Annotated in this window: 25 protein-coding genes; 15 read left to right on the top strand and 10 right to left on the bottom strand. The window is 69.7% G+C overall.

Translation table 11 applies throughout. The features are described 5' to 3' along the window. Position 1 precedes the first annotated feature (1 nt). The gene (locus D4739_RS09480; protein WP_120060393.1) at positions 2-721 is read left to right on the top strand and encodes a hypothetical protein; all 720 of its coding nucleotides are present in this window, start codon (positions 2-4) and stop codon (positions 719-721) included. Between the two features lie 20 nt (positions 722-741). Here the strand turns inward: D4739_RS09480 and D4739_RS09475 are convergent, their stop codons facing one another. After that, entirely contained in the window at positions 742-1,257 is a 516-nt protein-coding gene (locus tag D4739_RS09475) for a hypothetical protein (protein ID WP_147384859.1), read from the bottom strand. 84 nt (positions 1,258-1,341) lie between these two features. Here D4739_RS09475 and D4739_RS09470 point away from each other — a divergent pair, with 84 nt between their 5' ends. The 7 genes from D4739_RS09470 (at position 1,342) to D4739_RS09445 (ending at position 9,311) form a co-directional block, all read left to right on the top strand. Then, positions 1,342-2,289 (top strand): LysR family transcriptional regulator, encoded by a 948-nt coding sequence (locus D4739_RS09470; protein ID WP_120060391.1) that lies wholly within the window; start codon positions 1,342-1,344, stop codon positions 2,287-2,289. A gap of 244 nt (positions 2,290-2,533) precedes the next feature. Then, entirely contained in the window at positions 2,534-3,907 is a 1,374-nt protein-coding gene (locus D4739_RS09465; protein WP_120060390.1) for an OFA family MFS transporter, read from the top strand. A gap of 52 nt (positions 3,908-3,959) precedes the next feature. Then, positions 3,960-4,088, top strand: a complete 129-nt coding sequence (locus tag D4739_RS17350; RefSeq protein ID WP_274380484.1) for an MFS transporter small subunit — start codon at positions 3,960-3,962, stop codon at positions 4,086-4,088. Between the two features lie 84 nt (positions 4,089-4,172). Next, positions 4,173-4,664 carry a formate dehydrogenase subunit gamma gene (locus D4739_RS09460; RefSeq protein WP_120060389.1) on the top strand — a complete coding sequence of 164 codons (492 nt, stop codon included), beginning with the start codon at positions 4,173-4,175 and terminating at the stop codon, positions 4,662-4,664. Continuing rightward, complete coding sequence (locus D4739_RS09455; protein ID WP_120060388.1) at positions 4,661-6,277, top strand: formate dehydrogenase beta subunit; 1,617 nt, start codon at positions 4,661-4,663, stop codon at positions 6,275-6,277. Before D4739_RS09460 ends, D4739_RS09455 begins: the two co-directional genes overlap by 4 nt. Next, the gene (gene fdhF, locus D4739_RS09450) at positions 6,274-9,102 is read left to right on the top strand and encodes a formate dehydrogenase subunit alpha (RefSeq protein WP_120060387.1); all 2,829 of its coding nucleotides are present in this window, start codon (positions 6,274-6,276) and stop codon (positions 9,100-9,102) included. The genes D4739_RS09455 and fdhF overlap by 4 nt, the downstream gene beginning before the upstream one ends. Next, positions 9,099-9,311, top strand: a complete 213-nt coding sequence (locus tag D4739_RS09445) for a formate dehydrogenase subunit delta (protein ID WP_120060386.1) — start codon at positions 9,099-9,101, stop codon at positions 9,309-9,311. Before fdhF ends, D4739_RS09445 begins: the two co-directional genes overlap by 4 nt. Before the next feature lie 68 nt (positions 9,312-9,379). Here D4739_RS09445 and fdhD read toward each other — a convergent pair whose 3' ends face one another. From fdhD to D4739_RS09430, 3 genes are read right to left on the bottom strand one after another with little or no spacing between them, the layout of a single operon-like run. Further along, entirely contained in the window at positions 9,380-10,207 is an 828-nt protein-coding gene (fdhD, locus tag D4739_RS09440; protein WP_120060385.1) for a formate dehydrogenase accessory sulfurtransferase FdhD, read from the bottom strand. After that, positions 10,195-11,463: an MFS transporter gene (locus tag D4739_RS09435; protein WP_120060384.1), complete on the bottom strand. Its 1,269-nt coding sequence runs from the start codon at positions 11,461-11,463 to the stop codon at positions 10,195-10,197. The genes fdhD and D4739_RS09435 overlap by 13 nt, the downstream gene beginning before the upstream one ends. Position 11,464: 1 nt before the next feature. After that, positions 11,465-13,771, bottom strand: coding sequence for an FdhF/YdeP family oxidoreductase (locus D4739_RS09430; RefSeq protein WP_120060383.1), 2,307 nt, complete (start codon positions 13,769-13,771; stop codon positions 11,465-11,467). A 344-nt stretch (positions 13,772-14,115) separates the two neighbouring features. Between D4739_RS09430 and moaA the strand changes: the two genes are divergently transcribed. Genes moaA through D4739_RS09415 form a run of 3 tightly spaced genes read left to right on the top strand, consistent with a single transcriptional unit; the run spans position 14,116 to position 15,931 of the window. Further along, a complete protein-coding gene (moaA, locus tag D4739_RS09425) occupies positions 14,116-15,132 on the top strand; it encodes a GTP 3',8-cyclase MoaA (protein WP_238473594.1) in 1,017 nt (338 codons plus the stop codon). Position 15,133: 1 nt separating this feature from the next. After that, positions 15,134-15,451 carry a MoaD/ThiS family protein gene (locus tag D4739_RS09420; RefSeq protein WP_120060381.1) on the top strand — a complete coding sequence of 106 codons (318 nt, stop codon included), beginning with the start codon at positions 15,134-15,136 and terminating at the stop codon, positions 15,449-15,451. Positions 15,452-15,490: 39 nt separating this feature from the next. Beyond that, positions 15,491-15,931, top strand: coding sequence for a molybdenum cofactor biosynthesis protein MoaE (locus D4739_RS09415; protein WP_120060380.1), 441 nt, complete (start codon positions 15,491-15,493; stop codon positions 15,929-15,931). 59 nt (positions 15,932-15,990) lie between these two features. Here the strand turns inward: D4739_RS09415 and D4739_RS09410 are convergent, their stop codons facing one another. The 3 genes from D4739_RS09410 to D4739_RS09400 are packed head-to-tail and all read right to left on the bottom strand — an operon-like array spanning position 15,991 to position 18,920. Further along, positions 15,991-17,001, bottom strand: a complete 1,011-nt coding sequence (locus D4739_RS09410; RefSeq protein ID WP_120060379.1) for an AAA family ATPase — start codon at positions 16,999-17,001, stop codon at positions 15,991-15,993. Between the two features lie 6 nt (positions 17,002-17,007). Further along, entirely contained in the window at positions 17,008-17,433 is a 426-nt protein-coding gene (locus D4739_RS09405; RefSeq protein ID WP_120060378.1) for a ribulose bisphosphate carboxylase small subunit, read from the bottom strand. 26 nt (positions 17,434-17,459) lie between these two features. Further along, on the bottom strand, positions 17,460-18,920 hold the full coding sequence (locus tag D4739_RS09400) for a form I ribulose bisphosphate carboxylase large subunit (RefSeq protein WP_120060377.1): 1,461 nt from the start codon (positions 18,918-18,920) through the stop codon (positions 17,460-17,462). 120 nt (positions 18,921-19,040) lie between these two features. On the opposite strand from D4739_RS09400, the gene D4739_RS09395 reads away from it, so the two are divergent. Both D4739_RS09395 and D4739_RS09390 read left to right on the top strand, forming a co-directional pair. Next, positions 19,041-19,952 (top strand): LysR family transcriptional regulator, encoded by a 912-nt coding sequence (locus tag D4739_RS09395; protein ID WP_120060376.1) that lies wholly within the window; start codon positions 19,041-19,043, stop codon positions 19,950-19,952. 35 nt (positions 19,953-19,987) lie between these two features. Continuing rightward, positions 19,988-20,980, top strand: coding sequence for a class I fructose-bisphosphate aldolase (locus tag D4739_RS09390; RefSeq protein ID WP_120060375.1), 993 nt, complete (start codon positions 19,988-19,990; stop codon positions 20,978-20,980). Between the two features lie 91 nt (positions 20,981-21,071). Here D4739_RS09390 and D4739_RS09385 read toward each other — a convergent pair whose 3' ends face one another. Together D4739_RS09385 and D4739_RS09380 are read right to left on the bottom strand one after the other, a co-directional pair. After that, a complete protein-coding gene (locus D4739_RS09385; RefSeq protein ID WP_220699261.1) occupies positions 21,072-22,310 on the bottom strand; it encodes a GAF domain-containing sensor histidine kinase in 1,239 nt (412 codons plus the stop codon). A gap of 37 nt (positions 22,311-22,347) precedes the next feature. After that, the gene (locus tag D4739_RS09380; RefSeq protein ID WP_120060374.1) at positions 22,348-23,013 is read right to left on the bottom strand and encodes a response regulator; all 666 of its coding nucleotides are present in this window, start codon (positions 23,011-23,013) and stop codon (positions 22,348-22,350) included. A 160-nt stretch (positions 23,014-23,173) separates the two neighbouring features. Between D4739_RS09380 and tkt the strand changes: the two genes are divergently transcribed. Continuing rightward, a complete protein-coding gene (gene tkt, locus D4739_RS09375) occupies positions 23,174-25,129 on the top strand; it encodes a transketolase (RefSeq protein WP_120060373.1) in 1,956 nt (651 codons plus the stop codon). 1 nt (position 25,130) lies between these two features. Then, positions 25,131-25,847 carry an HAD-IA family hydrolase gene (locus D4739_RS09370; protein WP_238473593.1) on the top strand — a complete coding sequence of 239 codons (717 nt, stop codon included), beginning with the start codon at positions 25,131-25,133 and terminating at the stop codon, positions 25,845-25,847. 38 nt (positions 25,848-25,885) lie between these two features. Here D4739_RS09370 and D4739_RS09365 read toward each other — a convergent pair whose 3' ends face one another. Further along, positions 25,886-26,851, bottom strand: a complete 966-nt coding sequence (locus D4739_RS09365; protein WP_220699260.1) for a Dyp-type peroxidase — start codon at positions 26,849-26,851, stop codon at positions 25,886-25,888. Between the last annotated feature and the right edge of the window lie 76 nt (positions 26,852-26,927).

The raw sequence follows: 26,927 nt of genomic DNA, 5'->3' as shown, positions 1-26,927 counted from the left end.
TGTGAGTGACGCCACAGACCAGTTCTCCTACGGCGAGTTCGGCCGTCGCTTCTTCGCGCTCGCAGTCACTCCGGAGCGCATCCTCGCCGGCGTGAACACGCTCGCGGGACAGCCCATCGACGTCGGACCGCTCGGGGTCGGGCCGGGCAAGATCGCCAAGGTCACCGCGAAGGGCACCATCGGCTCCGCCACGGCCCGACCGATCGCCGGTGACGCGGTGAGCTACCGCGTCCTGCTGCCGATCGAGCTCACCTTCGACGTGCACCTGCAGGTCGACAGGCACCGCTTCCACGCGGACCTCGAGGTGCCGCTGATCCTGACGGCACTGGCGATCGGGGAGCTGAAGATCTTCATCGACATCGCCTCGCCCCTGCCCAACCAGGTGAAGGTCCACCTGCGGGCCGAGGGCCTGCGCGCGTCCCTGCTGAACAAGGTGGTCGGCGTCGACACGGAGCTGCAGCGGTTCGTCGCGAAGTACGTCAAGCGCGAGGTGACCAAGCCCGAGATCATGGCGGCCCGCACGATCGACGTGCTCCAGGCCGTCGAGGGAGCCTGGCGCTCGGTCGCGCCCAGGCCGTCGAACGAGCAGCCGTCGCTGATCGCCGACCTGACCGATGCGCTCGAGGCGGAGATCGAGGAGCACCAGGACCTGATCAGTGAGCTCACGGACCCGCGCGATCGAGATGGTCCCCAACCCCGGGACCCGAACTCTGCCCGATAGGAGTCCCCCGTTGGGGACCATCAGTAGGACGCGACGGTCTCCGCGTCGACCTTCTTCGCCTTCTGGAGGGCCTCGACCGCATCCTCGAGCAGCTCCGGGTCCTTCTCCGTGACCAGGCCGCTGAGGGCGAGCGTCTCGCCACCACGGTCCAGCGCGACCTCGCTCATCTCCTCGAAGGTGCTTCGCAGGATCCCGTCGCGCCAGGAGCAGGTGGCGCCCTCGTCACGCCGCGCCTTGCACGCGTGCGGGTCGTAGACGGCCTTGCGGATCACCAACGTGAACCCGTAGTAGCCGTTGTCGCGGTCGTAGCGGACCGAGACCGAACCGTCATCCTGGACCTTCGACGACACCGGCTCGGCGTCACGCAAGGAGACCTCGTAGAGCGTGAGCCTGGCGTCGTCGATCTCGTCGATCACACGCTGGGTCTTCTCATCGGGGCCGCCACAACCTCCAGCCACGAACGCGAGCAGCAGCAGCGCGATCGACACGGGCAGCGCAACCGGACCCGCGCCGCGTCGTACTCCCTGGAGTCCCATGGACCGAGGCTAGACCCGCATGGCCGAGCGCGTGCGTTGATAGCCAACGCTGACTGAACGGCCACGATCTGATATCCATGACCTGTGTTGCTGCGTCAGCTGGAGTACCTGACGGCCCTCGCGCAAGAGGGCCACTTCGGTCGCGCCGCCGACGCCTGCCACGTCTCGCAGCCGGCTCTCTCCGCGGGCATCCGCAAGCTCGAGACCACACTCGGCGTTCAGGTGGTCCAACGCGGGCAGCGGTTCGAGGGCTTCACCCCCGAGGGCCACCAGGTCCTCCGCTGGGCGCAGCGGGTCGTGGCCGAGCGCCAGTCCCTGGAGCAGACGCTGTCGAACATGCGCGGAGCGCTCTCCGGCACCCTGCGCATCGGCGCCATCCCGACCGCGCTCAGCATCGTGTCCATCCTGACCGGGCCGATGCAGGAGCAGCACCCGATGGTCAACTTCTCGCTCGAGTCGATGTCCTCGCGCGAGATCGTCGCCCGGCTCAACGACTTCGACATCGATGTCGGCATGACGTACGTCGATGGCGAACCGCTCGGAGGCGTTCGGGTGATCCCGCTCTACCGGGAGCGCTACCTCTTCCTGACGCCGGCGGACTCGCCGTACGCCGAGCGCGACTCGATCAGCTGGGCCGAAGCCGCCGGCGCACGCCTGTGCCTGCTGCTTCCCGTGATGCAGAACCGCCGGATCCTCGACGGCTACTTCACCGATGCCGGCGTCGAGGTCCGCCCCGTCGTCGAGACCGACACGGTCTCGGCGGTCTACGCCCACGTGGCCGCGATGGGCCTCGCGAGCGTCATCCCGCACACCTGGTTGCACGACTTCGGCATTCCGCCCGGGCTGCACGCCATCCCGCTCCCGCAGCCCCAGCGCTCCTTCCACGTCGGCCTGGTCCTCGCCGGCCGGGGGCTGGAGTCCCTGCTCGCCGAGCGACTCGTCGAGATCGCGCTGTCGACCGACATCCGCACCCAGGTCGACCAGGACCTGAAGGACCTCCTCGCCCGCGCGAGGTCCGCCCGACACCCGTAGGCCACCGCACGCGGTGATCACTCACGGTTATCAGGACATAGACGGGATCTCTTTGACCTCGATCACTGCCTGACGCGACAGTTGGGTGACGGCGGGTGACCGCCGTCACACTCGGCCAGCGGATCGGGGATCCGGGGGATTTCCGATCCGCTGGCCCGGTGCGCTGACGTCCTCGCGGAGCCCGGTCGGATCTGCGGCGCTGGACGAGCCCCCTTACCTGTCCGGCCGCACAAGGAGGTGCGCAATGGCTGCGCTGTCATTTCTGGATCGTGAGCACACGGTGGCCCCGCCCGGCTACAGCCGCTGGCTGATCCCGCCCGCCGCGCTCGCGATCCACCTCTGCATCGGGCAGGCCTACGCCACGAGCGTCTACAAGGCCACACTCGTCGAGCACTTCAACGCGAGCCTGACCTCGATCGGCATCATCTTCTCCATCGCCATCGTCATGCTCGGCGTATCCGCGGCACTCTTCGGCACCTGGGTCGACCGCAACGGTCCCCGCAAGGCGATGTTCACGGCCGCCTGCTGCTGGTCCACCGGCTTCATGATCGGCTCGGCCGGCATCGCGACCGAGCAGCTCTGGCTGCTCTACCTGGGCTACGGATTCATCGGCGGCATCGGCCTCGGCATCGGCTACATCTCCCCGGTCTCGACCCTGATGAAGTGGTTCCCGGACCGGCCGGGCCTGGCCACCGGCATGGCGATCATGGGCTTCGGCGGCGGCGCGATGGTGGCAGCTCCGCTGGAGCGTGAGCTGCTCGCCCGCTACGGCGGCGCAACCCCCGACGGCCACGCCGTCATGCAGATGTTCATCACGCTCGGCGTCGTCTACTTCCTGGTCATGATGTTCGGCGTCTTCACGGTCAAGGTCCCTGCACCGGGCTGGTCGCCGGCCGGCTTCGACCCGACCACGGTGAAGCAGAAGTCGATGGTCAGCAGCGGCCACGTGTCTGCCGCCAACGCCATCAAGACCCCTCAGTTCTGGCTGCTCTGGACCGTCCTGCTCTGCAACGTGACCGCCGGCATCGGCATCCTCGAGCAGGCAGCCGCGATGATCCAGGACTTCTTCCGCGAGGGCGACGTCTCGACTGTCACCGTGATCGTCGCGGCGGGCTTCGTGGGCCTGCTCTCCCTGGCCAACATGGGCGGCCGCATCGTCTGGTCCTCGACGTCGGACTTCACCGGACGCAAGCCGATCTACATGATGTACCTCGGCGTCGGCGTCCTGCTCTACCTCGGCCTGGCTTCCTTCGGGTCGCAGTCGACTGCCCTCTTCGTCGCCTTCTGCTTCCTGATCATCTCCTTCTACGGCGGCGGCTTCGCCACCGTCCCGGCGTACCTCCGCGACCTCTTCGGCACCTACCAGGTCGGCGCCATTCACGGCCGCCTGTTGACTGCCTGGTCGACTGCCGGGGTCGTCGGCCCGCTGATCGTCAACCGGGTGCTCGACACCCGCGGCGAGCCGGGCTCCCTCGTGGCCGCCGACTACCGTCCGGCGCTGCTGATCATGGCGGGCGTGCTCGCGGTCGGCTTCGTGGCCAACCTGATGATCCGCCCGGTCTCCGAGAAGTGGCACGAGAAGGGCCAGGTCAAGGACGCCGTCGAAGCGGCCCACTGACCGCTGAGCCCCTGCCGACCAACATCCGTTCCCACCCGAGAGGAGTGCAGCCATGACCAACCCGGCGCACACCACCAACCACACGCCGCGCATCGCCGCCTCGTGGGCCCTCGTATCGGTCCCCCTGGCCTACGGCCTCTACAACGCAGTCAAGGCAGCGGCCCAGCTCTTCACCGGCTGACCTGCCAGCAGCTGAACGGGGTGTCCCCACGGCCCTTGAACCGTGTGGACACCCACCATCCCCTCCGACGAGCGGAGAAACCCGATGACGATCACCACTGGCACGGCCGGCAACGCAGGCGACCTCTCAGACCTGGTCCGCAGCGCTGTCGATGCCCATCGCGCCGAGCGCGGACCTCTCCTGGTCATCCTTCACGAGATCCAGGAACGGATCGGCTTCGTCCCCCCGGATGCGGTCCCCCTCATCGCGCGGGAGCTGAACCTCTCCCGCGCGGACGTGCACGGAGTCATCACGTTCTACAAGGACTTCCGCTCCGAGCCGGTCGGCCGGCACTCCATCGAGCTGTGCCGGGCCGAGGCCTGCCAGGCGGTCGGTGCCGAGGCGCTGGTCGCCGAGCTCGAGCAGGAGCTCGGCTGCAAGACCGGATCGACCACCTCGAACGGCGCGATCACCCTCGACCAGGTCTTCTGCTTCGGCAACTGCGCCCTGGGCCCCACGGGCCGGATCGACGGTCGCGTGCACGGTCGCCTCGACCGCGACACCATCGCCGAGCTGCTCAAGGAGAAGTCACGATGACCACCTCAAGCACCAGCCCGATCACCCGGGTCTACGTCTCCCGCGACTCCGCCGCCACCTCCGTCGGCGCCAACGAGGTCGCCGACGCCCTCGTCCTGGCCGCCGCGGCCGCGGGAGTCGACCTGCACGTGGTCCGCACCGGCACCCGCGGCATGCTCTGGCTCGAGCCGCTCGTCGAGGTCGAGACCCCTGCCGGACGGGTCGGCTACGGCCCGGTCTCCCCCGCTGACGTCGACGGCCTGGTCGCAGCCGGCATGCTCGACGGCGTGCTCGACGGCGCGGGCGGCCACACGACCGCCCGGGACCACCCGTCGTACCTGGGGCTGGTCGAGGACCTGCCCTGGATGCGCGACCAGCAGCGCATCTGCCTGGCCCGCGTCGGCGTGACCGACCCGGTTTCAACGACTGACTACGAGGCGCACGGCGGCCTGGCCGGCCTCCGCCACGCTCTCTCCCTCGACCCGCAGCAGGTCGTCGCCGAGGTCACCGACTCCGGCCTGCGCGGCCGCGGTGGCGCCGGCTTCCCCGCCGGCATCAAGTGGAAGACGGTTGCCGACACCCCGGGCGAGCTCAAGTTCGTCTGCTGCAACGCCGACGAGGGCGACAGCGGCACGTTCGCCGACCGCATGGTCATGGAGGGCGACCCGTTCGCGCTGCTGGAGGGCATGACGATCGCGGGCTACGCGGTCGGGGCCAGCGAGGGCTACATCTACCTGCGCTCGGAGTACCCCGACGCGGCTCATGCCCTCAAGGAGGCGATCGACGCTGCGCGGGCAGCCGGCTGGCTGGGCGCCGACGTGCTCGGCTCCGGATACACCTTCGACATCCACCTGCGCATCGGCGCGGGCGCCTACATCTGCGGCGAGGAGACCTCGATGCTCGAGAGCCTCGAGGGCAAGCGCGGCATGGTGCGCGCCAAGCCGCCGATCCCCGCGATCACCGGCCTGTTCGGCAAGCCGACGGTCGTCAACAACGTGCTCACGCTGGTCAGCGTGCCCACGATCCTCGCCGAAGGCGGCACGAAGTACGCCGAGCTCGGTGTCGACCGCTCGCGCGGCACCCAGGTCTTCCAGCTCGCCGGCAACATCGCCCGCGGCGGTGCCTTCGAGACGGCGTTCGGCATCTCGCTGGAGAAGCTCGTCCACGAGTACGGAGGCGGCACCCGCACGGGTCGCCCGCTCCGGGCCGTCCAGGTCGGCGGCCCGCTGGGTCAGTACATCCCCGCCGACAAGCTCGACATCCCCACCGACTACGAGGCGTTCGCCGCAGCAGACGCGATGCTCGGCCACGGCGGCATCACCGTCTTCGACGACACCGTCGACATGGCCCACATGGCGCGCTTCGCGATGGAGTTCTGCGCCGAGGAGTCGTGCGGCAAGTGCACGCCGTGCCGCGTCGGCTCGATCCGCGGCGTCGAGACCATCGACAAGATCGTCGGCGGCGTTGACCCCGACGGCAACCTCGCGCTGCTCAACGATCTCTGCGAACTCATGACCGACGGGTCGCTGTGCGCGATGGGCGGGCTCACCCCCAACCCCGTGCGCAGCGCGCTCCTGCACTTCCCCGAGGACTTCACCCCGGGCGTCCACGACCGCAAGGAGGCGGCACGATGACACTGCTCAAGAGCCACGACCTCGGCACCCCTGCCCCGCCCGAGGGCGCACCGGCCGTCACCGTCCAGATCGACGGTGTCCCCATCGACGTACCTGAAGGCACCTCGGTCATGCGAGCGGCAGCGCTCGCCGGCCTCGACATCCCCAAGCTCTGCGCGACCGACAGCCTCGACGCGTTCGGCTCGTGCCGGCTCTGCGTCGTCGAGATCGACGGCCGTCGCGGCACCCCTGCTTCCTGTACGACGCCGTGTGCCGAAGGCATGCAGGTGAAGACCCAGAGCCCCAAGCTGGAGAAGCTCCGCCAGGGCGTCATGGAGCTCTACATCTCCGACCACCCGCTCGACTGCCTGACCTGTCCGGCCAACGGCGACTGCGAGCTGCAGGACATGGCCGGTGTCGTGGGCCTGCGCCAGGTCCGCTACGGCTACGAGGGCGCGAACCACCTCGACCTGGAGAAGGACACCAGCAACCCGTACTTCGACTTCGATCCCTCGAAGTGCATCTCCTGCTCGCGCTGCGTGCGTGCGTGCAGCGACATCCAGGGCACCTTCGCGCTCACCATCGAGGGCCGCGGCTTCGACTCCCAGGTCTCCGCCGGTGCCGGCGAGAGCTTCCTCGAGTCCGAGTGCGTCTCGTGTGGCGCCTGCGTGCAGGCCTGCCCGACCTCGACCCTGCAGGAGAAGGCGGTCGTCGAGCTCGGCATGCCGACCCGCTCGGTCAAGACCACCTGCGCCTACTGCGGCGTCGGCTGCTCCTTCAAGGCAGAGCTCCGTGGCGACCAGCTGATCCGGATGGTCCCGGACGAGGACGGCGGCGCCAACGAGGGCCACGCGTGCGTCAAGGGCCGCTTCGCCTTCGGCTACGCCACCCACAAGGACCGCCAGCTCAACCCGATGATCCGCGAGAGCATCACCGACGACTGGCAGGTCGTCGACTGGGAGACCGCGATCGCCTACGTGGCAAGGAAGATGCGCGCCATCCAGGACAAGTACGGCGTCGGCGCCATCGGCGGCATCACCTCCTCGCGCACCACGAACGAGGAGGTCTACACGGTCCAGAAGATGGTGCGCGCCGCGTTCGGCAACAACAACGTCGACACCTGCGCCCGCGTCTGCCACTCCCCGACGGGCTACGGCCTGAAGCAGACCTTCGGTGAGTCCGCGGGCACGCAGGACTTCCGCTCGGTGGCCAAGGCCGACGTGATCGTCGTGATCGGCGCCAACCCGACCGACGGCCACCCCGTCTTCGCCTCCCGGATGAAGCGCCGGCTGCGCGAGGGCGCCAACCTGATCGTCATCGATCCCCGCCGCATCGACCTGGTCCGCTCCCCGCACGTGGAGGCGGACTACCACCTGCCCCTCGCGCCCGGCTCCAACGTCGCCATGGTCAACGCGATGGCGCACGTCATCGTCACCGAGGGCCTGGTGGACCAGGAGTTCATCGACAACCGCTGCGAGGAGTACGACGAGTGGGCGGCGTTCGTTGCCCGCCCCGAGCAGAGCCCGGAGGCAGCGGAGCCGATCACGGGCGTCCCTGCCGCCGACGTCCGCGCTGCGGCCCGGCTCTACGCCAACGCGGGCAACGGCGCGATCTACTACGGCCTCGGTGTCACCGAGCACAGCCAGGGCTCCACGATGGTCATGGGCATGGCCAACCTGGCCATGGCGACCGGCAACATCGGTCGTGACGGCGTGGGCGTCAACCCGCTGCGTGGTCAGAACAATGTGCAGGGCTCCTGCGACATGGGCTCGTTCCCGCACGAGCTGCCCGGCTACCGCCACGTCTCCGACGACGCGGTCCGCGAGGTCTTCGAGAACCTCTGGCGCAGCCCGATCGCCCCGACCCCCGGCCTGCGGATCCCCAACATGTTCGACTCCGCACTCGACGGGTCCTTCCGCGGCCTCTACGTGCAGGGCGAGGACATCGCCCAGTCCGACCCCAACACCAGCCACGTCTACGCGTCGCTGAAGTCGCTCGACCTGCTCGTCGTCCAGGACCTGTTCCTGAACGAGACGGCAGCACTCGCGCACGTGTTCCTGCCCGGCACGTCGTTCCTCGAGAAGGACGGCACGTTCACCAACGCCGAGCGCCGGATCAACCGCGTGCGTCCGGTGATGGCGCCCGCGACCGGCAAGCACGAGTGGCAGATCCCGTGCGAGATCGCGACGGCCATGGGCTACGACATGAGCTACGACGACCCGAGCCAGATCATGGACGAGATCGCGGTGCTCACGCCGACCTTCCACGGGGTCTCGTTCGAGAAGCTGGACCGGCTCGGCAGCATCCAGTGGCCGTGCGTCGACGAGGCCGACCCGGGCACGCCGATCATGCACACCGACGAGTTCACCCGCGGCAAGGGCCGGTTCATGGTGACCACGTTCGTGCCGACGACCGAGCGCTCCACCCGGAAGTACCCGCTGATCCTCACGACGGGCCGCATCTTGAGCCAGTACAACGTGGGCGCCCAGACGCGGCGTACTCCCAACGTCATGTGGCACGCCGAGGACACCCTCGAGATCCACCCGCACGACGCCGAGGACCGCGGCATCGTCGACGGCGACGAGGTGACCATCACCAGCCGCACCGGTGAGACCCTGCTGCGCGCGGTCCTGTCCGACCGCATGCCGGCGGGGGTCGTCTACACGACTTTCCACTACCCGCTGAGCGGTGCCAACGTGGTCACGACCGACAACTCCGACTGGGCGACCAACTGCCCGGAGTACAAGGTCACGGCGGTGCAGGTGTCGGTCGGTGCCCACGGCCAGGAGCAGCAGCTCGCCGGCGCAGGCCGCACCGTGGACAGCACTGCCGGGGGCGCCCGATGAGCACTCCTCCGACGCTGCGGCTGGCGACCGAGATCGCCGCGCAGTTCCGCCACGTCCCCGAGGACGTGGCGGCGCGGACCGTGGCTGGTCACATCCGGACGTTCTGGGACCCGCGGATGCGCGTGCAACTGCACGACCTGGTCACCGCGGCGGGTGCCGACTGCGACCCCGTGGTCGCCCGGGCGGACGCGCTGCTGGTCGCGCACTGAGCCACCCGGGCGCCGCTCCCTCCCACCGCACAGCGGCGTCCGGGTCACAACCCACCCCGATGGTGATCTCAGGCGAGGTCGAGGCGCTCGGCTCCGGTGTAGACGTTCATCGAGTTGCCCCGCAGGAAGCCGACCAGGGTCAACCCGTTGTCCTCGGCCAGGTCGACGGCCAGCGACGACGGCGCGGAGACCGCGGCCAGCATCGGGATGCCGGCCATGACGGCCTTCTGCACGAGCTCGAACGACGCGCGACCGCTCACCATCAGGATGCTGTCGCGCAAGGGCAGACGGCCGTTGAGCACGCCGTCGCCGACCACCTTGTCCACCGCGTTGTGGCGGCCGACGTCCTCGCGCAGCGTCAGCAGCTCCCCGGCGGACGAGAACAGCCCGGCCGCGTGCAGGCCACCGGTGCTGTCGAAGACCTTCTGGGCAGCACGCAGGCGATCGGGCAGCGAGACGACCACGTCGGGGCTCACCCGCAGCGGGTCGTCCTCGACGGACCAGGCCGACACGGTGCGGACGGCCTCCAGAGATGCCTTGCCACACAGCCCGCACGACGAGGTCGTGTAGAAGTTGCGCTCCAGCGAGGCGTCCGGCGGCGGCACGTTGCCGGCCAGCTGGACGTCCACGACGTTGTAGGTGTTGCTGCCGTCAGCAGTCGCACCCGCGCAGTAGCGCACGGCGATGACGTCGCTCGCCCGGTGCACCACACCCTCGCTGACGAGGAAGCCCACCGCCAGGTCGAAGTCGCTGCCCGGGGTGCGCATCGTGACGGTCAGCGGCCGCCCGTTGACCCGGATCTCCATCGGCTCCTCCGCCGCGAGGGCATCGGGGCGGTGGTCGACGACGCCATCCCGATAACGCAGCACGCGACGTCGTACGGTCACTCGGCCCATGGTTCGGCTCCCTTCGGGACGTCGGCGCCGGTCAGTCCGGGCAGACGGTGATCAGTGTGGTCCTCGACGTGGTGGTGGTCCCACAGTGCCGCGGCGATCAACAGCACCAGCCCGATGAGGGCGAGGCCCGCCAGCAGCTCCGGGTACGACGCGGAGCCGGCCATGATCGCGAGCAGCAGTGGCGCGAGGAAGCCGCTGTGGGCGACGCCCTGGAAGAGCGCGGAGACAGTGGGCAGCGCGGACGGCGGCGTGATCCGGTTGATCTCGGTCAGCCCGGACTCGAGGGTCAGGCCGTAGCCCGCACCGAGCAGGGCGGCGGCGAGGACGACGAGCGCGGGCGACCTCTGGTCCACGGCCAGGGCACCCGCGAGCAGCCCGACGACAACGGTCGCCATCGCGGTCAGCGTTGCGCGACTGCTGCCGGGGCGATCGATGCGCGCGGCCAGGGGCTGGATCGCGAGGCCCACGCTGAGCGTGACGGCGGCGATGAGACCGCTGAACAGTGGCGCGATGTCACGCACCTGGTCGTGGACGAGCGGAGGGAGCACGACGTAGGAGACGGTGACGGCCGCGAAGATGGCGGGGCTCGCGGGCAGGACGAGCCCGAGGAAACGCGGGTGCATGAGTGCGGTGCGCCGGACCCCCGGTGCGCCGGCAGCCGCCGGACCGGTCGAGGACGGTGCAGTCCAGGCCGGCGCGGTCTCGGGGACACGTGCCGCGGCCAGCAGGGCCAGCGCAGCGCAGGCAGCATGCACGAAGCAGGGCAGGACCAGCGGGAGGGGAAGCCATTCCGCCATCGCTCCTGCAGCGACTGGTCCGAACGCGAAGCCTGCGCCGGTGGCATACACCGCACGACGGGCACCCTGGCCGGGAGTGACGTCCGAGGACAGCTCCTGGAGCCAGGCACCCGCGGCCGAGACGATCAGGCCCGTCGCGACGCCGGTCGCCATGCGGCTGCCGTAGACGGCGTACTCCGACCAGGCGGCGCCGGCCAGGCCCACACTGGAAGCGACCTGGAGCACCAGAGCCAGGCGCACCACCCGACGCCTCCCGAAGCGGTCAGCCAGCCGGCACCCCACGAGGAGCGCGGGCACCAGCCCGAGCAGGTAGATCGTGAACATCGTGATGACCGGGAGCTGGCCCCAGCCCTCATCGACCCGGTAGACCACCGAGAGCGGGGTGAACTGGTTGGCGCCCCAGCCGCCCACGACAAGGGCGCCAGCGACCGGGACCCAGCTGCGGGAGGTGCTGGCCACCTCAGCCCACGGCGGCGGCTGCCCGCTCGAAGCGGACCAGCACGCCCTTGGAGGTCGGGGTGTTGCTGATGTCGGCGACGCTGTCGAGCGGCACCAGGACGTTCGTCTCCGGGTAGTAGGCCGCGGCGGAGCCCCGGCTCGCCGGGTAGCCCACCAGCGTGAACCCAGGGGCACGACGCTCGACGCCGTCGCTCCAGACGCTGACGATGTCGACCTGCTCGCCGTCCTGGAAACCGAGCTCGGCGATGTCCTCCGGGCTGACCATCACGATGTGGCGCGCGTTGTGGATGCCGCGATAGCGGTCGTCCATCGCGTAGGGGATGGTGTTCCACTGGTCGTGCGAGCGCAGCGACTGCAGGATCAGGTGACCCGGCGGCGTCTCCAGCCACTCCAGCTCGTTGAGGCTGAAGTTGGCCTTGCCGTTGGGCGTCGGGTAGACGCCCTCGTTGACCGGGTTGGGCAGGGTGAAGCCACCGGGGTGCTTGATCCGCTCGTTGAAGTTCTCGAAGCCGGGGATGACCCGCGAGATCCGGTCCCGGATGGTGTCGTAGTTTGCCTCGAAGTCGACCCACGGGATGGCTGGCTCGTCACCGAGGGTGAGCTGGGCGAGGCGGGAGATGATCGCGACCTCGCTGAGCAGGTGCTCCGAGGCGGGCGGCAGCTTGCCGTGCGAGCGGTGCACGGCGCTCATCGAGTCCTCGACGGTGATGTACTGCTCGCCGGCGGCCTGGATGTCGCGGTCGCTGCGACCCAGGGTCGGCAGGATCAGGGCAGTCTCACCGGTGATCGTGTGGGACCGGTTGAGCTTCGTGGAGACCTGGACGGTCAGGCTGCAGTTGCGCAACGCGGCCGCCGTCACGTCACTGTCGGACATGGCGCGGGCGAAGTTGCCCGCGACACCGATGAAGACCTTGGCCTTGCGGTCGCGCATGGCCCGGACGCCCGCAACAGCGTCGAGGCCGTGCTTGCGCGGCGGATCGAAACCGAACTCCTTGCCGAGATCGTCGAGGAACTCGTCCGACATCTGCTCCCAGACACCCATCGTGCGGTCGCCCTGCACGTTGGAGTGGCCGCGCACCGGGCAGACGCCGGCATTGGGCTTGCCGATGTTGCCGCGCAGCATCAGGAAGTTGACGACCTCACGGATGGTGGGGACACCGTGCTTCTGCTGCGTCAGGCCCATCGCCCAGCAGACGATGACGGACTTGCTGGCCAGCACCTTCTCGTGGATGGCCTCGATGTCGTTGCGGGTCAGGCCCGTCGCCTCGAGCGTCTGCTCCCAGGTGATGTCCCGGGCCTGTGCCTCGAACTCCTCGAACCCGGCGGTGTGCTGCGCGATGTAGTCGCGGTCGATCTCGCCCGTGCCGCCGCCCTGGAGGCTGCCGGCGTCGGACTCGAGGATCAGGCGGTTCAGCATCTTGAAGAGGGCCAGGTCGCCACCCGGGCGAATGTGCACGAACTGGTCGGCGATGAAGGTGCCCTTGCCGACGACGCCGCTGGCCTTCTGCGGGTTCTTGAACCGGAACAGGCCGGCCTCGGGCAACGTGTTGACCGCGACCACCTGGCCACCGTTCTTCTTGGTGTGCTCGAGGGCAGAGAGCATGCGCGGGTGGTTCGTGCCGGGGTTCTGGCCGACGACGAAGATCAGGTCGGCGTTGTAGATGTCCTCGAGCTGGACGCTGCCCTTGCCGATGCCGAGCGTCTCCGCGAGCGCCGAGCCGCTGGACTCGTGGCACATGTTCGAGCAGTCCGGCAGGTTGTTGGTGCCGTAGGCCCGGGAGAAGAGCTGGAGCAGGAAGGCGGCCTCGTTGTTGAGCCGGCCGGAGACGTAGAACATCGCCTCGTCCGGAGAGTCCAGCCCGTTGAGCTCGCTGGCCATCAGCGAGAACGCGTCCTGCCAGGCGATCGGCTGGTAGTGCGTGGCACCGGGGCGCTTGACCATGGGCTCCGTGAGACGGCCCTGCTGGTTGAGCCAGAGGTCCGACATTCCGTCGAGCTCCTCGATCGAGTGCTTCGCGAAGAACTCCCGCGTCACCCGCCGCGAGGTCGCCTCGTCGTTGATGTGCTTGGCGCCGTTCTCGCAGTACTCGTTCTTGTGGCGGTGGTCAGGCTCCGGCCACGCGCAACCGGGGCAGTCGAATCCCTTGACCTGGTTGAGGTTCAGCAGGGTGAGCATCGTGCGCTTCACGGTGGTCTGCTCGAAGGAGTACTCCATCGCGTGACGGACGGCAGGCACGCCGGCGGCCCACTTCTTCGGCGGAGTGACGACGAGATGATCGGCAGGATCCTCGATCGGGGTCTTCTTCATCCGCGCTTCTCCTCATGATCTGACCCCCGAGCTGTAGCCGGTGATCTCGCCGTGTCCGGGCCCCTCCGCGCTTGTCGCGCGCGCCCGATTGCCACCCTCTTCCCTTGCCTGGAGCAAGTCAATGAACGGTGTTCGATGACCCGATAACCGACACCTATGCCAGCGTCCCCATGTCCCCGGCAGCCCCGTGCACATGGCCCGGATCACACGGCACACCGCTCCCCCGCGCGCCCATCACCGGACGTTATCGGCCCATCGAATCTTCCGCGTTGACCGCGCCCCGCGGATCGCGGATGGTGCAGGTCAGAGCAGAGTCACGAAACGTGGGGAGAAGCGGAGTCCTGGTGCCAACGACGTACGCCGATGCGCGCATCGAACCGCTTGCTGACGGCTTCGGCCGCGTGCACACCGACCTCCGGGTCTCAGTGACCGACCGGTGCAACCTGCGCTGCACGTACTGCATGCCGGAGGAAGGCCTCTCCTGGCTGACCCGCGCCGAGGTGCTCTCCGACGACGAGATCGTCCGGCTGATCGGGATCGGTGTCGATCGCCTCGGCATCCGCACCGTGCGCCTGACCGGCGGCGAGCCGCTGCTGCGTCACGGGCTCCCCGGCCTGGTGTCCCGCATCGTCGATATCGACCCGGCACTCAAGGTCTCGCTGACGACCAACGGCATCGGCCTCAAGCGCATGGCGCCCGCCCTCGCCGACGCCGGGCTGCACCGGGTCAACGTCAGCCTCGACACCCTCCGCCGAGACCGCTATCAGGAGATCACCCGGCGCAACCGCATCGACGACGTCTTCGCCGGACTGCGCGCCGCTCAGGACGCCGGCCTGAGCCCGGTCAAGATCAATGCGGTCCCCGTGCGCGGCGTCAACGACGACGAGATCGTCGACCTGGCCGAGTTCGCGGTGGAGTACGGCTACCGCATGCGCTTCATCGAGTCGATGCCGCTCGACGCCCAGGCGGCCTGGGAGCGCGACAAGATGATCACGGCCGACGAGATCGTGGAGCGGCTCAGCAAGCGCTTCACGCTCGAGCCGGTCGAGCGTGAGGACAACGCGCCCGCCGAGGAGTGGCGCGTCGTCGGCACCGACCACCTGATCGGCGTGATCGCCAGCGTCACCCGTGCGTTCTGCGGCACCTGTGACCGGGTCCGGCTGACCGCCGACGGCCAGCTCCGCACCTGCCTGTTCGCCACCCGCGAGTCCGACCTGCGCTCGCTGCTGCGCGGCGGCTCGGGCGATGCCGACATCGAGGCAGCGTGGCGTGGAGCCGTTGCCCGCAAGGGTGCTGGCCACGCGATCAACAGCCCCGACTTCCAGCAGCCCGACCGGCCCATGTCGGCGATCGGCGGTTGAGATGACGATCAGCTCGCCTGTCGCGGCGGACGGCGCGGCCCCGCACCACGTCGACGACGAGCCCGTGGTGGTCATCCGCTACTGGGCCGCGGCGAAGGAGGCTGCCGGCACGCACGAGGAGCTCTACGTCGCGGGCTCACTGGCCGAGGCACTCGCACAGGCCCACGCCCGGCACAGCCAGGACCCGCGTTACGCACGGGTGCTCGGGGTCTGCTCGCTCCTCGTCGACGGCCACCAGGTCGGAAGCCGCGACCGCACGGCCATCGCGCTGACCAACGGCTCGACGGTCGAGGTCCTGCCGCCGTTCGCTGGCGGCTGAGCCCCTCCCCGCACGATCACCTCGCCACAGGAGAAGCCCATGACCGCCGCGACCGCCACCGACGTCGTACGCCTGCTCGCGGTGCGCGACGCTCCCCTCTCCCTCGACGAGGTGTACGCCGCGGTGAGCGGCCGCGCGGCGGGCGGCACGGCACTCTTCGTCGGGACGGTCCGCGATCACGACCACGGCAGGAGCGTCACCACCCTCGACTACAGCGCCCACCCCGGCGCCGTGGAGGAGATGCGCAAGGTCGCCGAGCGCGTCATCGCGGCGTACCCGGTGCTGGCGCTGGCAGCCGTGCACCGCACCGGCGGCCTCGAGGTCGGCGACGTCGCGGTGATCGTGGCAGTCGCGTGCGCGCACCGCGGCCCGGCCTTCGAGGCTTGCCGCAAGCTGATCGACGACCTCAAGCACGAGGTGCCGATCTGGAAGCACCAGATCTTCACCGACGGCGAGGAGGAGTGGGTCGGCGCCTGCTGACAGGCCACCCACCCACTCCTCCTCACTGCCTCGCTCACTGCCTCGCCCCGGGCGAGGACTCAGTCCGCCGCAGGCACCGGGTCCTCGACCAGCTCCTCATCCAGGTCAGCGTCCGCGAAGATGCTGCTGCCGCGGATGTCGTCAGCCGTGAGGGTGACGAGGTCCTCCCTGCGGAGCGGACGGTTGAGACCGACCAGCCGGCGCGCCTGCCGCAGGCGACACCGCTCGATCGCGTTGCGGACACTGCGCGCGTTGGAGAAGTTCGGCCGCTCCAACCGCAGCGTGAGGTACTCCGAGAAGGCCTCGCGGGCCTCGTCGTCGAAGCGGAAGTTCTCCGCCTCGACCATGAGGTCTGCGATCTGCACGAGCTCACCGTGGTCGTAGTTCTCGAACTCCACGTGGTGCGGGACCCGCGAGCTCAGCCCCGGGTTGGCCGAGAAGAACGTGGCCATCCGGTCGGGATAGCCGGCGAAGATGACGACCAGGTCGCCACGCTCGTTCTCCATCTCGGTCAGCAGGATCTCGATGACCTCCTGGCCGTAGTCCCGCTCGTTCTCGGGGCGGAACAGGTAGTAGGCCTCATCGATGAAGAGCACGCCACCAGCTGCGCGCGCGATGGCCTCCTTGGTCTTCGGTGCGGTGTGGCCGATGAACTGGCCGACGAGGTCGTCGCGTGTGACGACGTGCACCCGCGGCGCCCGGATGTACCCGAGCGCGTGGAGGATGCTCGCCATCCGCATCGCAACGGTGGTCTTGCCGGTGCCGGGTCCTCCGGTGAAGCTCATGTGGAGGGTCGGCTTCGACGACAGCAGCCCGAACTGTTCACGGGCGCGGTCGACCTGGAGCAGCGAGGCGATCTCCCGCACCCGCCGCTTGACGGACGCCAGGCCAACCAGCTCGGCGTCGAGAGCGGCCAGGGTCTCCTCGACCCTGGCCGCCGACTCGTCCGCCGAGAGGTCGAGCTCAGCGTCGTCGCCGAGGATCACCGGCTCAGCCGGCGCCTCCTCGGTGACGGCCGCAGCTGCACCGGCACCCGGCCGGTGGAACCCGAATCCCTGGGACGTGGTCATGTCAGGTCACTCGCCCGTGTACCGCGCCCCGGCAGGCTTCGCCGTCGCGTAGGACCGCACCGAGTAGTGCTGGGTCCGGTCCGGACCCTCGATGCGCTCGAGGATGAAGCCCGGCTCGTTGTCCGGGCTCTGCACCAGGAAGGACATGGCGGTGGTCTGCTTGCCCAGCCGCGCGTCGTACGCGAGGACGCGCACGTAGTGCTGCGGGAAGGCCTGGCGGCACTCGTTGATCTGGGCGAGGACGCCGTCGGGCTCTTCGAGGTCGAAGAGCGGCAGGCCCCACATCTCCCAGTAGATGTTGCGGGGGTGCGGGTCGTCGGTGTACTCGACCGAGACCGGCCAGCCGTTGATGAGGGCGTACTTGATCTGCGCCGCGATCTCGTCGTCGGTCAGGTCCGGCAGGTACGAGAAGGTGCCGTAGCGAAGCTTCATGACAGTGCTCCTTTCGAGGGTGGTGGTCAGGCCGACGGCGAGGCGGTCGGGACGAAGTCGGGCGCGTCGGTGCTGGTGTAGTCGAAGGTGACGTCACCCCACGTGGCCAGGGCCACCTCGAGCGGCTTGCAGGCCTTCGCGGCGTCGCGGAGGACACCCGGGCCCTCACGCAGCAGGTCCTTGCCCTCGTTGCGCGCCTTGACCATGGCCTCGAGCGCGACACGGTTGGACTCGGCACCGGCCGAGATGCCCAGCGGGTGGCCGATGGTGCCGCCACCGAACTGGAGGATCACGTCGTCCTGGAAGAGGTCGAGCAGCTGGTGCATCTGGCCGGCGTGGATGCCGCCCGAGGCGACCGGCATGACGCCGGGCATCGAGGCCCACTCCTGGTCGAAGAAGATGCCGTTCTCCAGGTTGCGGCTGACCTTGTCCTCACGCAGCGTGTCGTAGAAGCCGCGCGTCGTGGCCGGGTCGCCCTCGAGCTTTCCGACGACGGTGCCGGCGTGCAAGTGGTCGACACCCATGAGGCGGCACCACTGCGAGATCACGCGGAAGCTGACGCCGTGCGTCTTCTGGCGCGTGTACGTCGAGTGGCCGGCGCGGTGCAGGTGGAGCAGCATGCCGTTGGCACGGCACCAGTTGGCCATCGACTGGATCGCGGTGTAGCCGATCGTCAGGTCGATCATCACGATGACGCTGCCGAGCTCCTTGGCGAACTGGGCCCGCTCGTACATCTCCTCCATGGTGCCGGCGGTGACGTTGAAGTAGTGACCCTTGACCTCGCCGGTCTCGGCCATCGCCTTGTTGACGCCCTCCATGCCGAAGAGGAAGCGGTCCCTCCAGCGCATGAACGGCTGCGAGTTGATGTTCTCGTCGTCCTTGGTGAAGTCCAGCCCGCCCTTGCAGGCTTCGTAGACGACGCGGCCGTAGTTGCGCGCGGACAGGCCGAGCTTGGGCTTGATCGTCGCGCCGAGCAGCGGGCGGCCGTACTTGTTCAGGAACTCGCGCTCCATGACGATGCCGTGCGCCGGACCCTGGAACGTCTTCTTGTAGGCGACGGGGATCCGCATGTCCTCGAGGCGCAGCGCCTTGAGCGGCTTGAAGCCGAAGACGTTGCCGATGATCGAGGAGGTGAGGTTGGCGATCGAGCCCTCTTCGAAGAGGTCGATGTCGTAGGCGATGTAGGCGAAGTACTCGCCGGGACGGCCCGGGACGTCCTCCACCTTGTAGGCCTTGGCCTGGTAGTGGGAGTTGGCGGTGAGGCGGTCGGTCCAGACGACGGTCCAGGTGGCCGTCGAGGACTCGCCCGCGACAGCGGCAGCGGCCTCGATCGCGTCGACGCCGTCCTGCGGGGCCATGCGGAAGACCGCAAGAATGTCGGTCTCCTTGGGCTCGTAGTCGGGGGCCCAGTAGCCCATGCCCGCGTAGCTCTGGACGCCCGGATCCCAGCGTTCCTTGGTCTTCGGGCCGTCTTCGATGATCGTCATGGCTTTCCCTTTCTCTGACGGGTGATGCCGTTGAGGTGTGGCAGCGGTCACAACACTGGCCGAGGGACTGATCAACCACAATTGATTCTTTTCCGCTGATTGTTTAGGTATCCTTTAACCATGACCGGAGCCGTGAACCTGCCCGCAGCCGCCACCTGGGGCCGGCTGCAGACCTTCCTCGCCGTCCACGAGACAGGGAGCGTCCGCGCCGCAGCCGAGTCCCTGCACGTCACACCGCCGGCCATCTCGGCCGCGATCTCCTCGCTGGAGACCGCCCTCGGCACCACCCTGTTCAGCAAGGCCGGCCGCGGCATCGTGCCGACGGATGCCGGGGAGACCTTCGCCGGCTACGCCCGCCGATTGCTCGGGTTGCTCGAGGAGGCAGCCGGCGCGGTCCACGACCCCGACCGCGGCCGGGTGCGGATCGGCGCGGTGGCGACCGCCGCGGAGTACGTGCTCCCGCACCTGATCGCATCCTTCGCCGAGGCCCACCCCCAGGTGGAGCTGTCGGTCTCGGTGCTCCCCCGCGACGAGCTCTTCTCCCTCGCCGCCGACCACGCCGTCGACGTCGTGCTCGCCGGGCGTCCACCGCGCGGGTCGGGCCTGGTCACCCGGGCCACCCACGCCAACCACCTCGTCGTCGTCGGCCGCCCCGGCATCGACGCCTCGCCGTTGACCGTGCCGTGGCTGCTCACCGCGGTCGGCTCGGGCACTCGCGACACAGCCCGCTCACTCCTCACGCGTCTGCAGGCCGCACCCCCGCTGCTGACGATGGGCACCGCCGGCGCCGCGGTGGCGGCGGCCCGCGAAGGCCTGGGTGTCACCCTCGTGCACGAGGCCTCCGCCGCCGAGGCGCTCGCCTCGGGCGACCTCACGACGTACGCCGTCACGGGGACGCCGCTCGACCGGCCGTGGCACCTGACGACGGCGGACCAGCCGACCGCCGCCACGCGGCTCTTCCTCGGACATGTCTGCGACCCGGAGCTCGTCGGGCCGGCGGCGTTTCACACCCGGTCTCGCCCGCAGGGGTGAGGCCACGCAGTGCGCACCCGGAGCATCGTCGGGTCATGACCACGACTGCAACCGCCACTGCCACGCTCGCGGAGAACGCACGGACCATGACCGGCAACGGTCGTGGCATCCTCGCCGCCGACGAGTCCATCAAGACCATGTCCGCCCGTCTCGAGGCCGAGGGCATCCCCGCCAGCGAGACCGCGCGTCGCGACTACCGCGAGCTGCTGCTGACCGCCCCCGGGCTGTCGGAGTGGGTCAGCGGCATCATCCTCGCCGACGAGACCTTCGGCCAGACGCTGAGCGACGGCCGCACCTTCCCCGAGGCCTGCCGTGACCTCGGCATCCTCGCGGGCATCAAGGTCGACACCGGCACGTCCGTCCTCCCCGGCCAGGACGGCGCGTTCATCACCGAGGGCCTCGACGGCCTCGGCGCGCGCCTCGCGTCGTACGCCGAGCGGGGTGCCGCCTTCGCCAAGTGGCGCGCGGTCATCGACGTGACCAACGTCAGCGAGTACGCCGCCCGCGCCAACGCCGCCGCGCTCGCCCGCTATGCCGCACTCTGCCAGGAGCACGGCATCGTCCCGATCGTCGAGCCCGAGGTGCTGTGCAGCGGCGCCCACGACCTGGAGACCTGCGCGCAGGCCACCGGGCTGGCGCTCGCGGCACTCTTCGAGGAGCTCGGGCGGGCCGGTGTCGACATGACCGGCATCGTGCTGAAGCCGAACTTCGTGACCCCCGGCCTCGACGCGGCGTCGGTCGGAGCGCACGACGTCGCGGCGGCGACGTACGAGGTGCTGCTCGACACGGTCCCCTCGACGGTGCCCGGCATCGCGTTCCTGTCCGGCGGTCACCCGACGGCCGACGTGTGTGCCTTCCTCTCCGCACTGAGCGCCGTGCCGGACCGCCCGTGGAACGTCACGTTCTCGTTCGGTCGCGCGCTGGTCAGCGACGCACTGCACACCTGGGCCGGCGACGCCGCCAACGTGACGGCCGCGCAGGACGTGCTCAAGGCGAACTGCAAGGTCTCCTCCGACGCCGCCAGCTGAGCTCCGGCGGCCTCCGGACCATGGGGGATGCCAGCCTGGCCTCACCAATCGTTTGGTGAGGCCAGGCTGGCTCTCCGCATTTCGGACCGACTTAGAGCGGCAGCTCGACCATGACGATCGTGCCGCCACCAGGGCGTGACTCGACCCGCAGCGACGCCTCGATCATGGCGCAGCGCTCGGCGACGGAGCTGAGCCCGAAGTGCTGCTCGCCCTCGTCATCGGCTGCACGCGCACTCCGCTGTGCCTCGAGGTCGAACCCCTGGCCGTCGTCGCTGCAGTTGAGCACGATCGAGTCACCGTCGCGGCGGAGCGAGAGCCGGATCCGGGTGGCATCGGCGTGCTTGACCGCATTGGCCAGCGTCTCCTGCGCGATCCGGTAGAACGCCGCGGCCGCATGGTCGGGCACGTCGTCGCTCTCGACCGCGGGATCGACGACCAGGTCGATGCGCGGGCCGTCCTCGCGGCTCGCCATCTGCACCAGCGACTCGAAGGCGGCGGTCAGCCCGAGGTCGTCGAGCACGAGGCTGTGCAGCCCGGAGATCGCGGCCCTGGTCTGGGCGTAGGCCATGTCGGCAAGGGCGCGGGCCGCACCCAGCTCGGCGCGGGCACGCTCGAGGCCCTGCTTCCGCTTCTCGGCGTCGGCAGCGGCAGCGGCGTCGGCGTCGGCAGCGGGCGTGGCATCGGTCCCCGGCTGCGCGAGGGTGCTGGCCGCCGCGAGCTGGCCGACCGTGAGGTCCGCCGCGGACAGGTGGAACGCCATGGATGCGAGCGCGGTCGTGACGCCGTCGTGCAGGTCGAACGCGATGCGCCGGCGCTCGGCCTCCTGCGCCGAGATCGCCTGCTTGATCAGCCGGTCACGCTCGGTGCGGTGCCGGTTGACCGCGCGCCAGAGCTGCTCCGCATGGAGGTGCAGGCCGAGGATCGGAGCGAACGCCTGGGCACGCTCGAGGTCGTCTGGGGTGAAGGGCCGGCGTGGCGGGCGGGTCAGCGCCAGCACGCCGAGAACGCCTTCCTCCAGGCCACCGTGGAGCCCGGGAAGCGGCACGCACATGCGCGCAACGGTCTCGTTGGGGCCGATGTGGATCAGCTCGCGGTGGAGAGGGTTGCGCGGTGAGTCCTCGTGCAGCAGCAGCGGTCGGCGGGTGCGCGCAACGCGGCCCGTCACGCCGAACCCGACCTGCAGCTTGAGGTCCCTGGCGGATGGGTGGACCGGCCAGATGTCGACGATGCCGAGGTCCTGGCCCTCGATCGCGTAGAGGATCACGCTGTCCGCGCTGAACCGCGCCGCCAGCTCGGCAGCGTCGGGAACGGACAGGGCAGCCTTGCTCACCGACCCACCCTCCTCGGACGACCCCTCCGCTGCGGCCTCATCGGAAGAGCCCCTCGCGCAGCGCGACCGCGATCGCACCGCTGCGGTCGGAGACACCGAGCTTGCGATAGAGCCCGCGGATGTGGGTCTTCACGGTGTCCTCACTGACCACGAGCTTGCCCGCGACACCCTTGTTGGAGTGGCCGGCAACCAAGAGCTCGAGCACCTCGGACTCGCGCTGGGTCAGGCCCAGGTGGGCGCCCGACCAGAACTCCCCGGCCGAGAGACGGGCGGCAGACAGCGCGACCCGGCCGGCCAGCGCGTGGTCGACCACGACCTCACCCTCGCGCACCCGGTTGAGGTGGTTGACCAGCTCCTGGCCGTCGATCCGCTTGAGGATGTAGCCCGACGCCCCGACCCGGAGCGCCTGGAAGAGGTAGTGCTCGTCGTCGTACACCGTGAGCAGGACGACCTTCGTGTCCGGGTACTGCGTGGTGATCTGGCGGCACAGGTCGAGACCGCTCTCCTTGCCCAGGCGCACGTCGCACAGGACCGTGTCCGGAGCCGTGTCCGCGACGGCCGTCAGCGCGTCCGTGGCGTTGGTCGCGTGCCCGACGACCTCCACGTCGTCGGGGAAGTGCCCGAGCATCGCGTCAAGGCCGTGCAGCACCATCTCGTGGTCGTCGACGAGCACGAGTCGCTGCGGGGGCGGAGGCGTCGGCATTCCGTCAGCGTAGGGCTCGCGCCCTACCGCGCGAAGGACCTGGAGGGATCTCACCCGCCCCTCCACCCACGTGGGTGAGTACGCCGCCGTGCCCGGCGCGGTGCGATGAACCACCCCCACAAGACGGGGGCGAGCCACACCCTCGGAGAGGACCAGCGCGATGACCGAGACCATCAGCACGAGCACCACCGGAGCGCCGCGGGCGGCCTCGACAGACCTGGCGGCCGAGACCGACCAGCGGGCCATCGACACGCTGCGCTTCCTCGCCGCCGACATGGTGCAGGCCGCCAACTCCGGCCACCCCGGCATGCCGATGGGTGCGGCCCCGATGGCGTGGACCCTGTGGAGCCGGCACCTCCGGCACGACCCGGCCTCGCCGGACTGGGCAGACCGGGACCGTTTCGTCCTGTCGGCGGGCCACGGCTCGGCGCTGCTCTACGGCCTGCTGCACATCTTCGGGTACGACCTCCCCGAGGCCGAGCTGCGGCGCTTCCGGCAGGTCGGATCGCAGACTCCGGGCCACCCGGAGTTCGGGCACACGGCCGGCGTCGAGTGCACGACCGGCCCGCTGGGCCAGGGCCTCACGATGGCCGTCGGCATGGCGCTCGCTGAGCGCATGGCGAACGCCCGCTTCCCCGACATCACCGGCCACCACACCTACGCGATCGTCGGCGACGGCTGCCTCATGGAGGGCATCAGCCACGAGGCCGGGTCCTTCGCCGGCCACCTCGGCCTGGGCAACCTGATCGTGCTCTGGGACGACAACGACATCACCATCGACGGCGGAGTCGGTCGCTCCTGTGGCGATGACCAGCTGGCCCGCTTCGCGGCGTACGGCTGGCACACCGAGGCCGTCATCGACGGCAACGACGTCGAGGCCATCGATGCGGCAATCACCCGCGCCAAGGCCGACCCGCGTCCGAGCTTCATCGCGGTCCGCACGGTCATCGGCTTCGGCGCACCCGGTGTGGAGGGCACCTCCAAGGCCCACGGTTCGCCGCTCGGCCCCGAGCTGCTGACCCGGACCAAGGAGATCTTCGGGTGGACCGAGCCCGACTTCGGTGTCCCGGCTGACGTGCGCGCGGCGTGCGCCGCGATCGCCGGCCGCGGCGCCGAGGCGCGCGCCGAGTGGGATGGCGCGTTCGCTGCGTTCGAGGCCGCGAACCCGGACGCGGCGGCCGAGTGGCGGCGTACTCACGCACGTGAGCTGCCGCGCGGAGTCGCCGAGGCGCTGGCCTCGGTGCCGGCCGACAAGCCCCGCGCCACGCGCGTCGCGTCGCAGGCCTGCCTGAACGCACTGTTCCCGGTGATGCCGGAGCTGGTCGGCGGCTCCGCCGACCTCGCGGGATCCACGGGTACGGCGGCCGGTGACCCGGTCACGGCCGGCGACTACGCCAACCGGGCGATCGCCTTCGGCATCCGCGAGTTCGGCATGGCAGCGATCCTCAACGGCATGAGCCTGCACGGCGGCTTCCGGGTCTTCGGCAGCACGTTCCTGGTCTTCGCCGACTACCTGCGCCCCGCCCTGCGGCTCTCCGCGCTGATGAAGCAGCCGGTGATCTACGTGCTCACCCACGACTCGATCGCGGTCGGCGAGGACGGTCCGACCCACCAGCCGGTCGAGCACGTCGAGTCGCTGCGGATCATCCCCGGCGTGCAGGTCCTGCGTCCGGCCGATGACGCCGAGACCGCCGAGGCCTGGCGGATGGCGCTGTCGCGGACGGATGGGCCCACAGCCCTGATCCTGTCCCGCCAGAACCTCCCCCAGCTCGACCCGGCCCGGCACAACCCGTCGGCGACCGTCGAGATCGTGGCCACCGGCTCGGAGGTCCACCTCGCCGAGGCGGTCGCCGAGGGCCTGCGCGGCGACGGCTACAACGTCGGCGTCGTGTCGCCGCTCGACCGGACCCGCTACGCACCCAGCGCGGGGGCCACCAGGGTCAGCATCGAGGCCGGTGTCACCGCAGGGTGGGACGGCATCGTCGACCTCGCGATCGGCCTGGACGACTTCGGCACCTGCGGGCCCGGCGGCGAGGTGCTCGCTCACCACGGCTTCACGACCGATGCCGTGCTGTCCAGGGTCCGCAGCCACCTTCGCTCAGCGGAAGGACGCTGACGTGCGACCCGGGGACCGTCTGGAGGCCGTGATCTTCGACGTCGACGGCACGCTCGTCGACAGCGAGCGGGACGGTCACCGGGTTGCCTTCAACCGCACCTTCGAGGAGGCCGGCCTGCCGGACCACTGGGACCTGGCGACCTACGGGAAGCTGCTGCGCATCACCGGCGGCAACCGCCGGATGGCGCACTGGTTCGAGCGCAACGGGATGCCTCCCGCGCAGGCTCGAGAGCTCGGCGAAAGGCTGCACCCGCGCAAGACCGAGATCATGCGCGAGCTCATCGCCGAGGGTGCGGTGCGACCCCGCCCCGGGGTCACCGCGCTGATCGATGCGCTGATCGCACGCGGGGTGGCCGTGCATGTCGCCACCACGGGCACCCGCGCCTGGGTGGATCCGCTGCTCGAGCGCAGCTTCGGGGACCGGTTCGACACGGTGGTCACCGGCACGGAGGTCACTGACCTCAAGCCCAGCCCCGCGGCGTACCTCGAGGTGCTGCGGCTCACCGGCGCCTCGCCCTCGCACACTGTCGCCGTGGAGGACTCCTCCAACGGGGTGCGGGCGGCCGTTGCAGCCGGGCTGACGTGCATCGCGTCGTACAACTCCTACACGCGCGACGACGATCTCGAGGGCGCGAAGCTGATCGTGTCGAGCTTCGACAACCCGGCCCTGGTCGGGTGGTTCCGGCAGCGCATGCCCCAGATGGTCAGCGGGGCGTAGGACAGCACCGGCGCCAGGTCGCCCTCAGCGAACCGCACTCAGTCGGCCTGGTCCTCGAGGAACGAGGCCGTCGGGACGAAGAAGCTGCAGCCTGTGACTGCGCGCGAGAAGTCGAGGATCCGGTCGTAGTTGCCCTCGGGCTCGCCGATGAACATGCGGCTCAGCATGAGCTCGGTGATGCGGGGGTCCGCCGCATAGCCGCAGAAGAAGGTGCCGAACTCGCCCGCACCAGCCGAGCCGAAGGGCATGTTCTCCCGCACGATGCGCTGCTCGTTGCCGTCCGTGTCGACGATCGTGTTGACCGCGACATGGGAGTTGGTCGGCTTGACGTCGTCGGGCAGCTCGATGTCGTCCGATTTGGTGCGGCCGACGATGAGCTGCTGCTGCTCGACGGTGAGCCTCCCCCAGGCGTCCAGGTCGTGGAGGTACTTCTGCACGATGACATAGCTGCTGCCCGCGAACTCATGGTCCTCGTCGCCCACGAAGACCGTGTCGATGGCGATGGCGCCACCCGGGTTCTCCGTGCCGTCGACGAAGCCGAGCAGGTCGCGCTCGTCGTAGTAGCGGAAGCCGTGCACCTCATCAACCGCCTCGGCCACCTCGCCGAGCCGCACCATCAACTGACGGCTGAGCTCGAAGCAGGTGTCCTGGCGGGTCGAGCGGATGTGGAAGAGCAGGTCGCCGGGAGTCGAAGGCGCCTGGTGCGCAGCTCCCGTCACGACGCTGGGCACGGTGCCGGCGAGTGCCCGGAACGGGTGCAGGTGCGCGGGGCGCGCGGCCTCGGGATAGAGCCGGTCCCAGAGGTCGCTGCCGATGCCCGTCACGCAGCTCAGCTGCGCCTCGGGGATGCGGAAGCCGACCGAGCGGACCAAGGCAGCAACATCACCGAGTACGCCGCGGACCGTGTCCGCCGCCTCGTCGCCGTCGCGGACAGTCAGGACCAGGAAGATGGCCGACCTCGCCGGTGGAGCCAGCACGTCCTGCGGAATCGCCTTCGCCGCCACTTGCGTACCCCGTTCGTCAGCTCGCCGGTGCCGGTGACCCGACCACCGCTACCCGGCGCCACTGTTGCACAGGCGT

It is taken from the genome of Nocardioides cavernaquae, from assembly GCF_003600895.1.
Lineage (GTDB): Bacteria > Actinomycetota > Actinomycetes > Propionibacteriales > Nocardioidaceae > Nocardioides > Nocardioides cavernaquae.
Note: the sequence above shows the minus strand (reverse complement) of the source record. Positions and strands in the feature narration are given on the sequence as shown.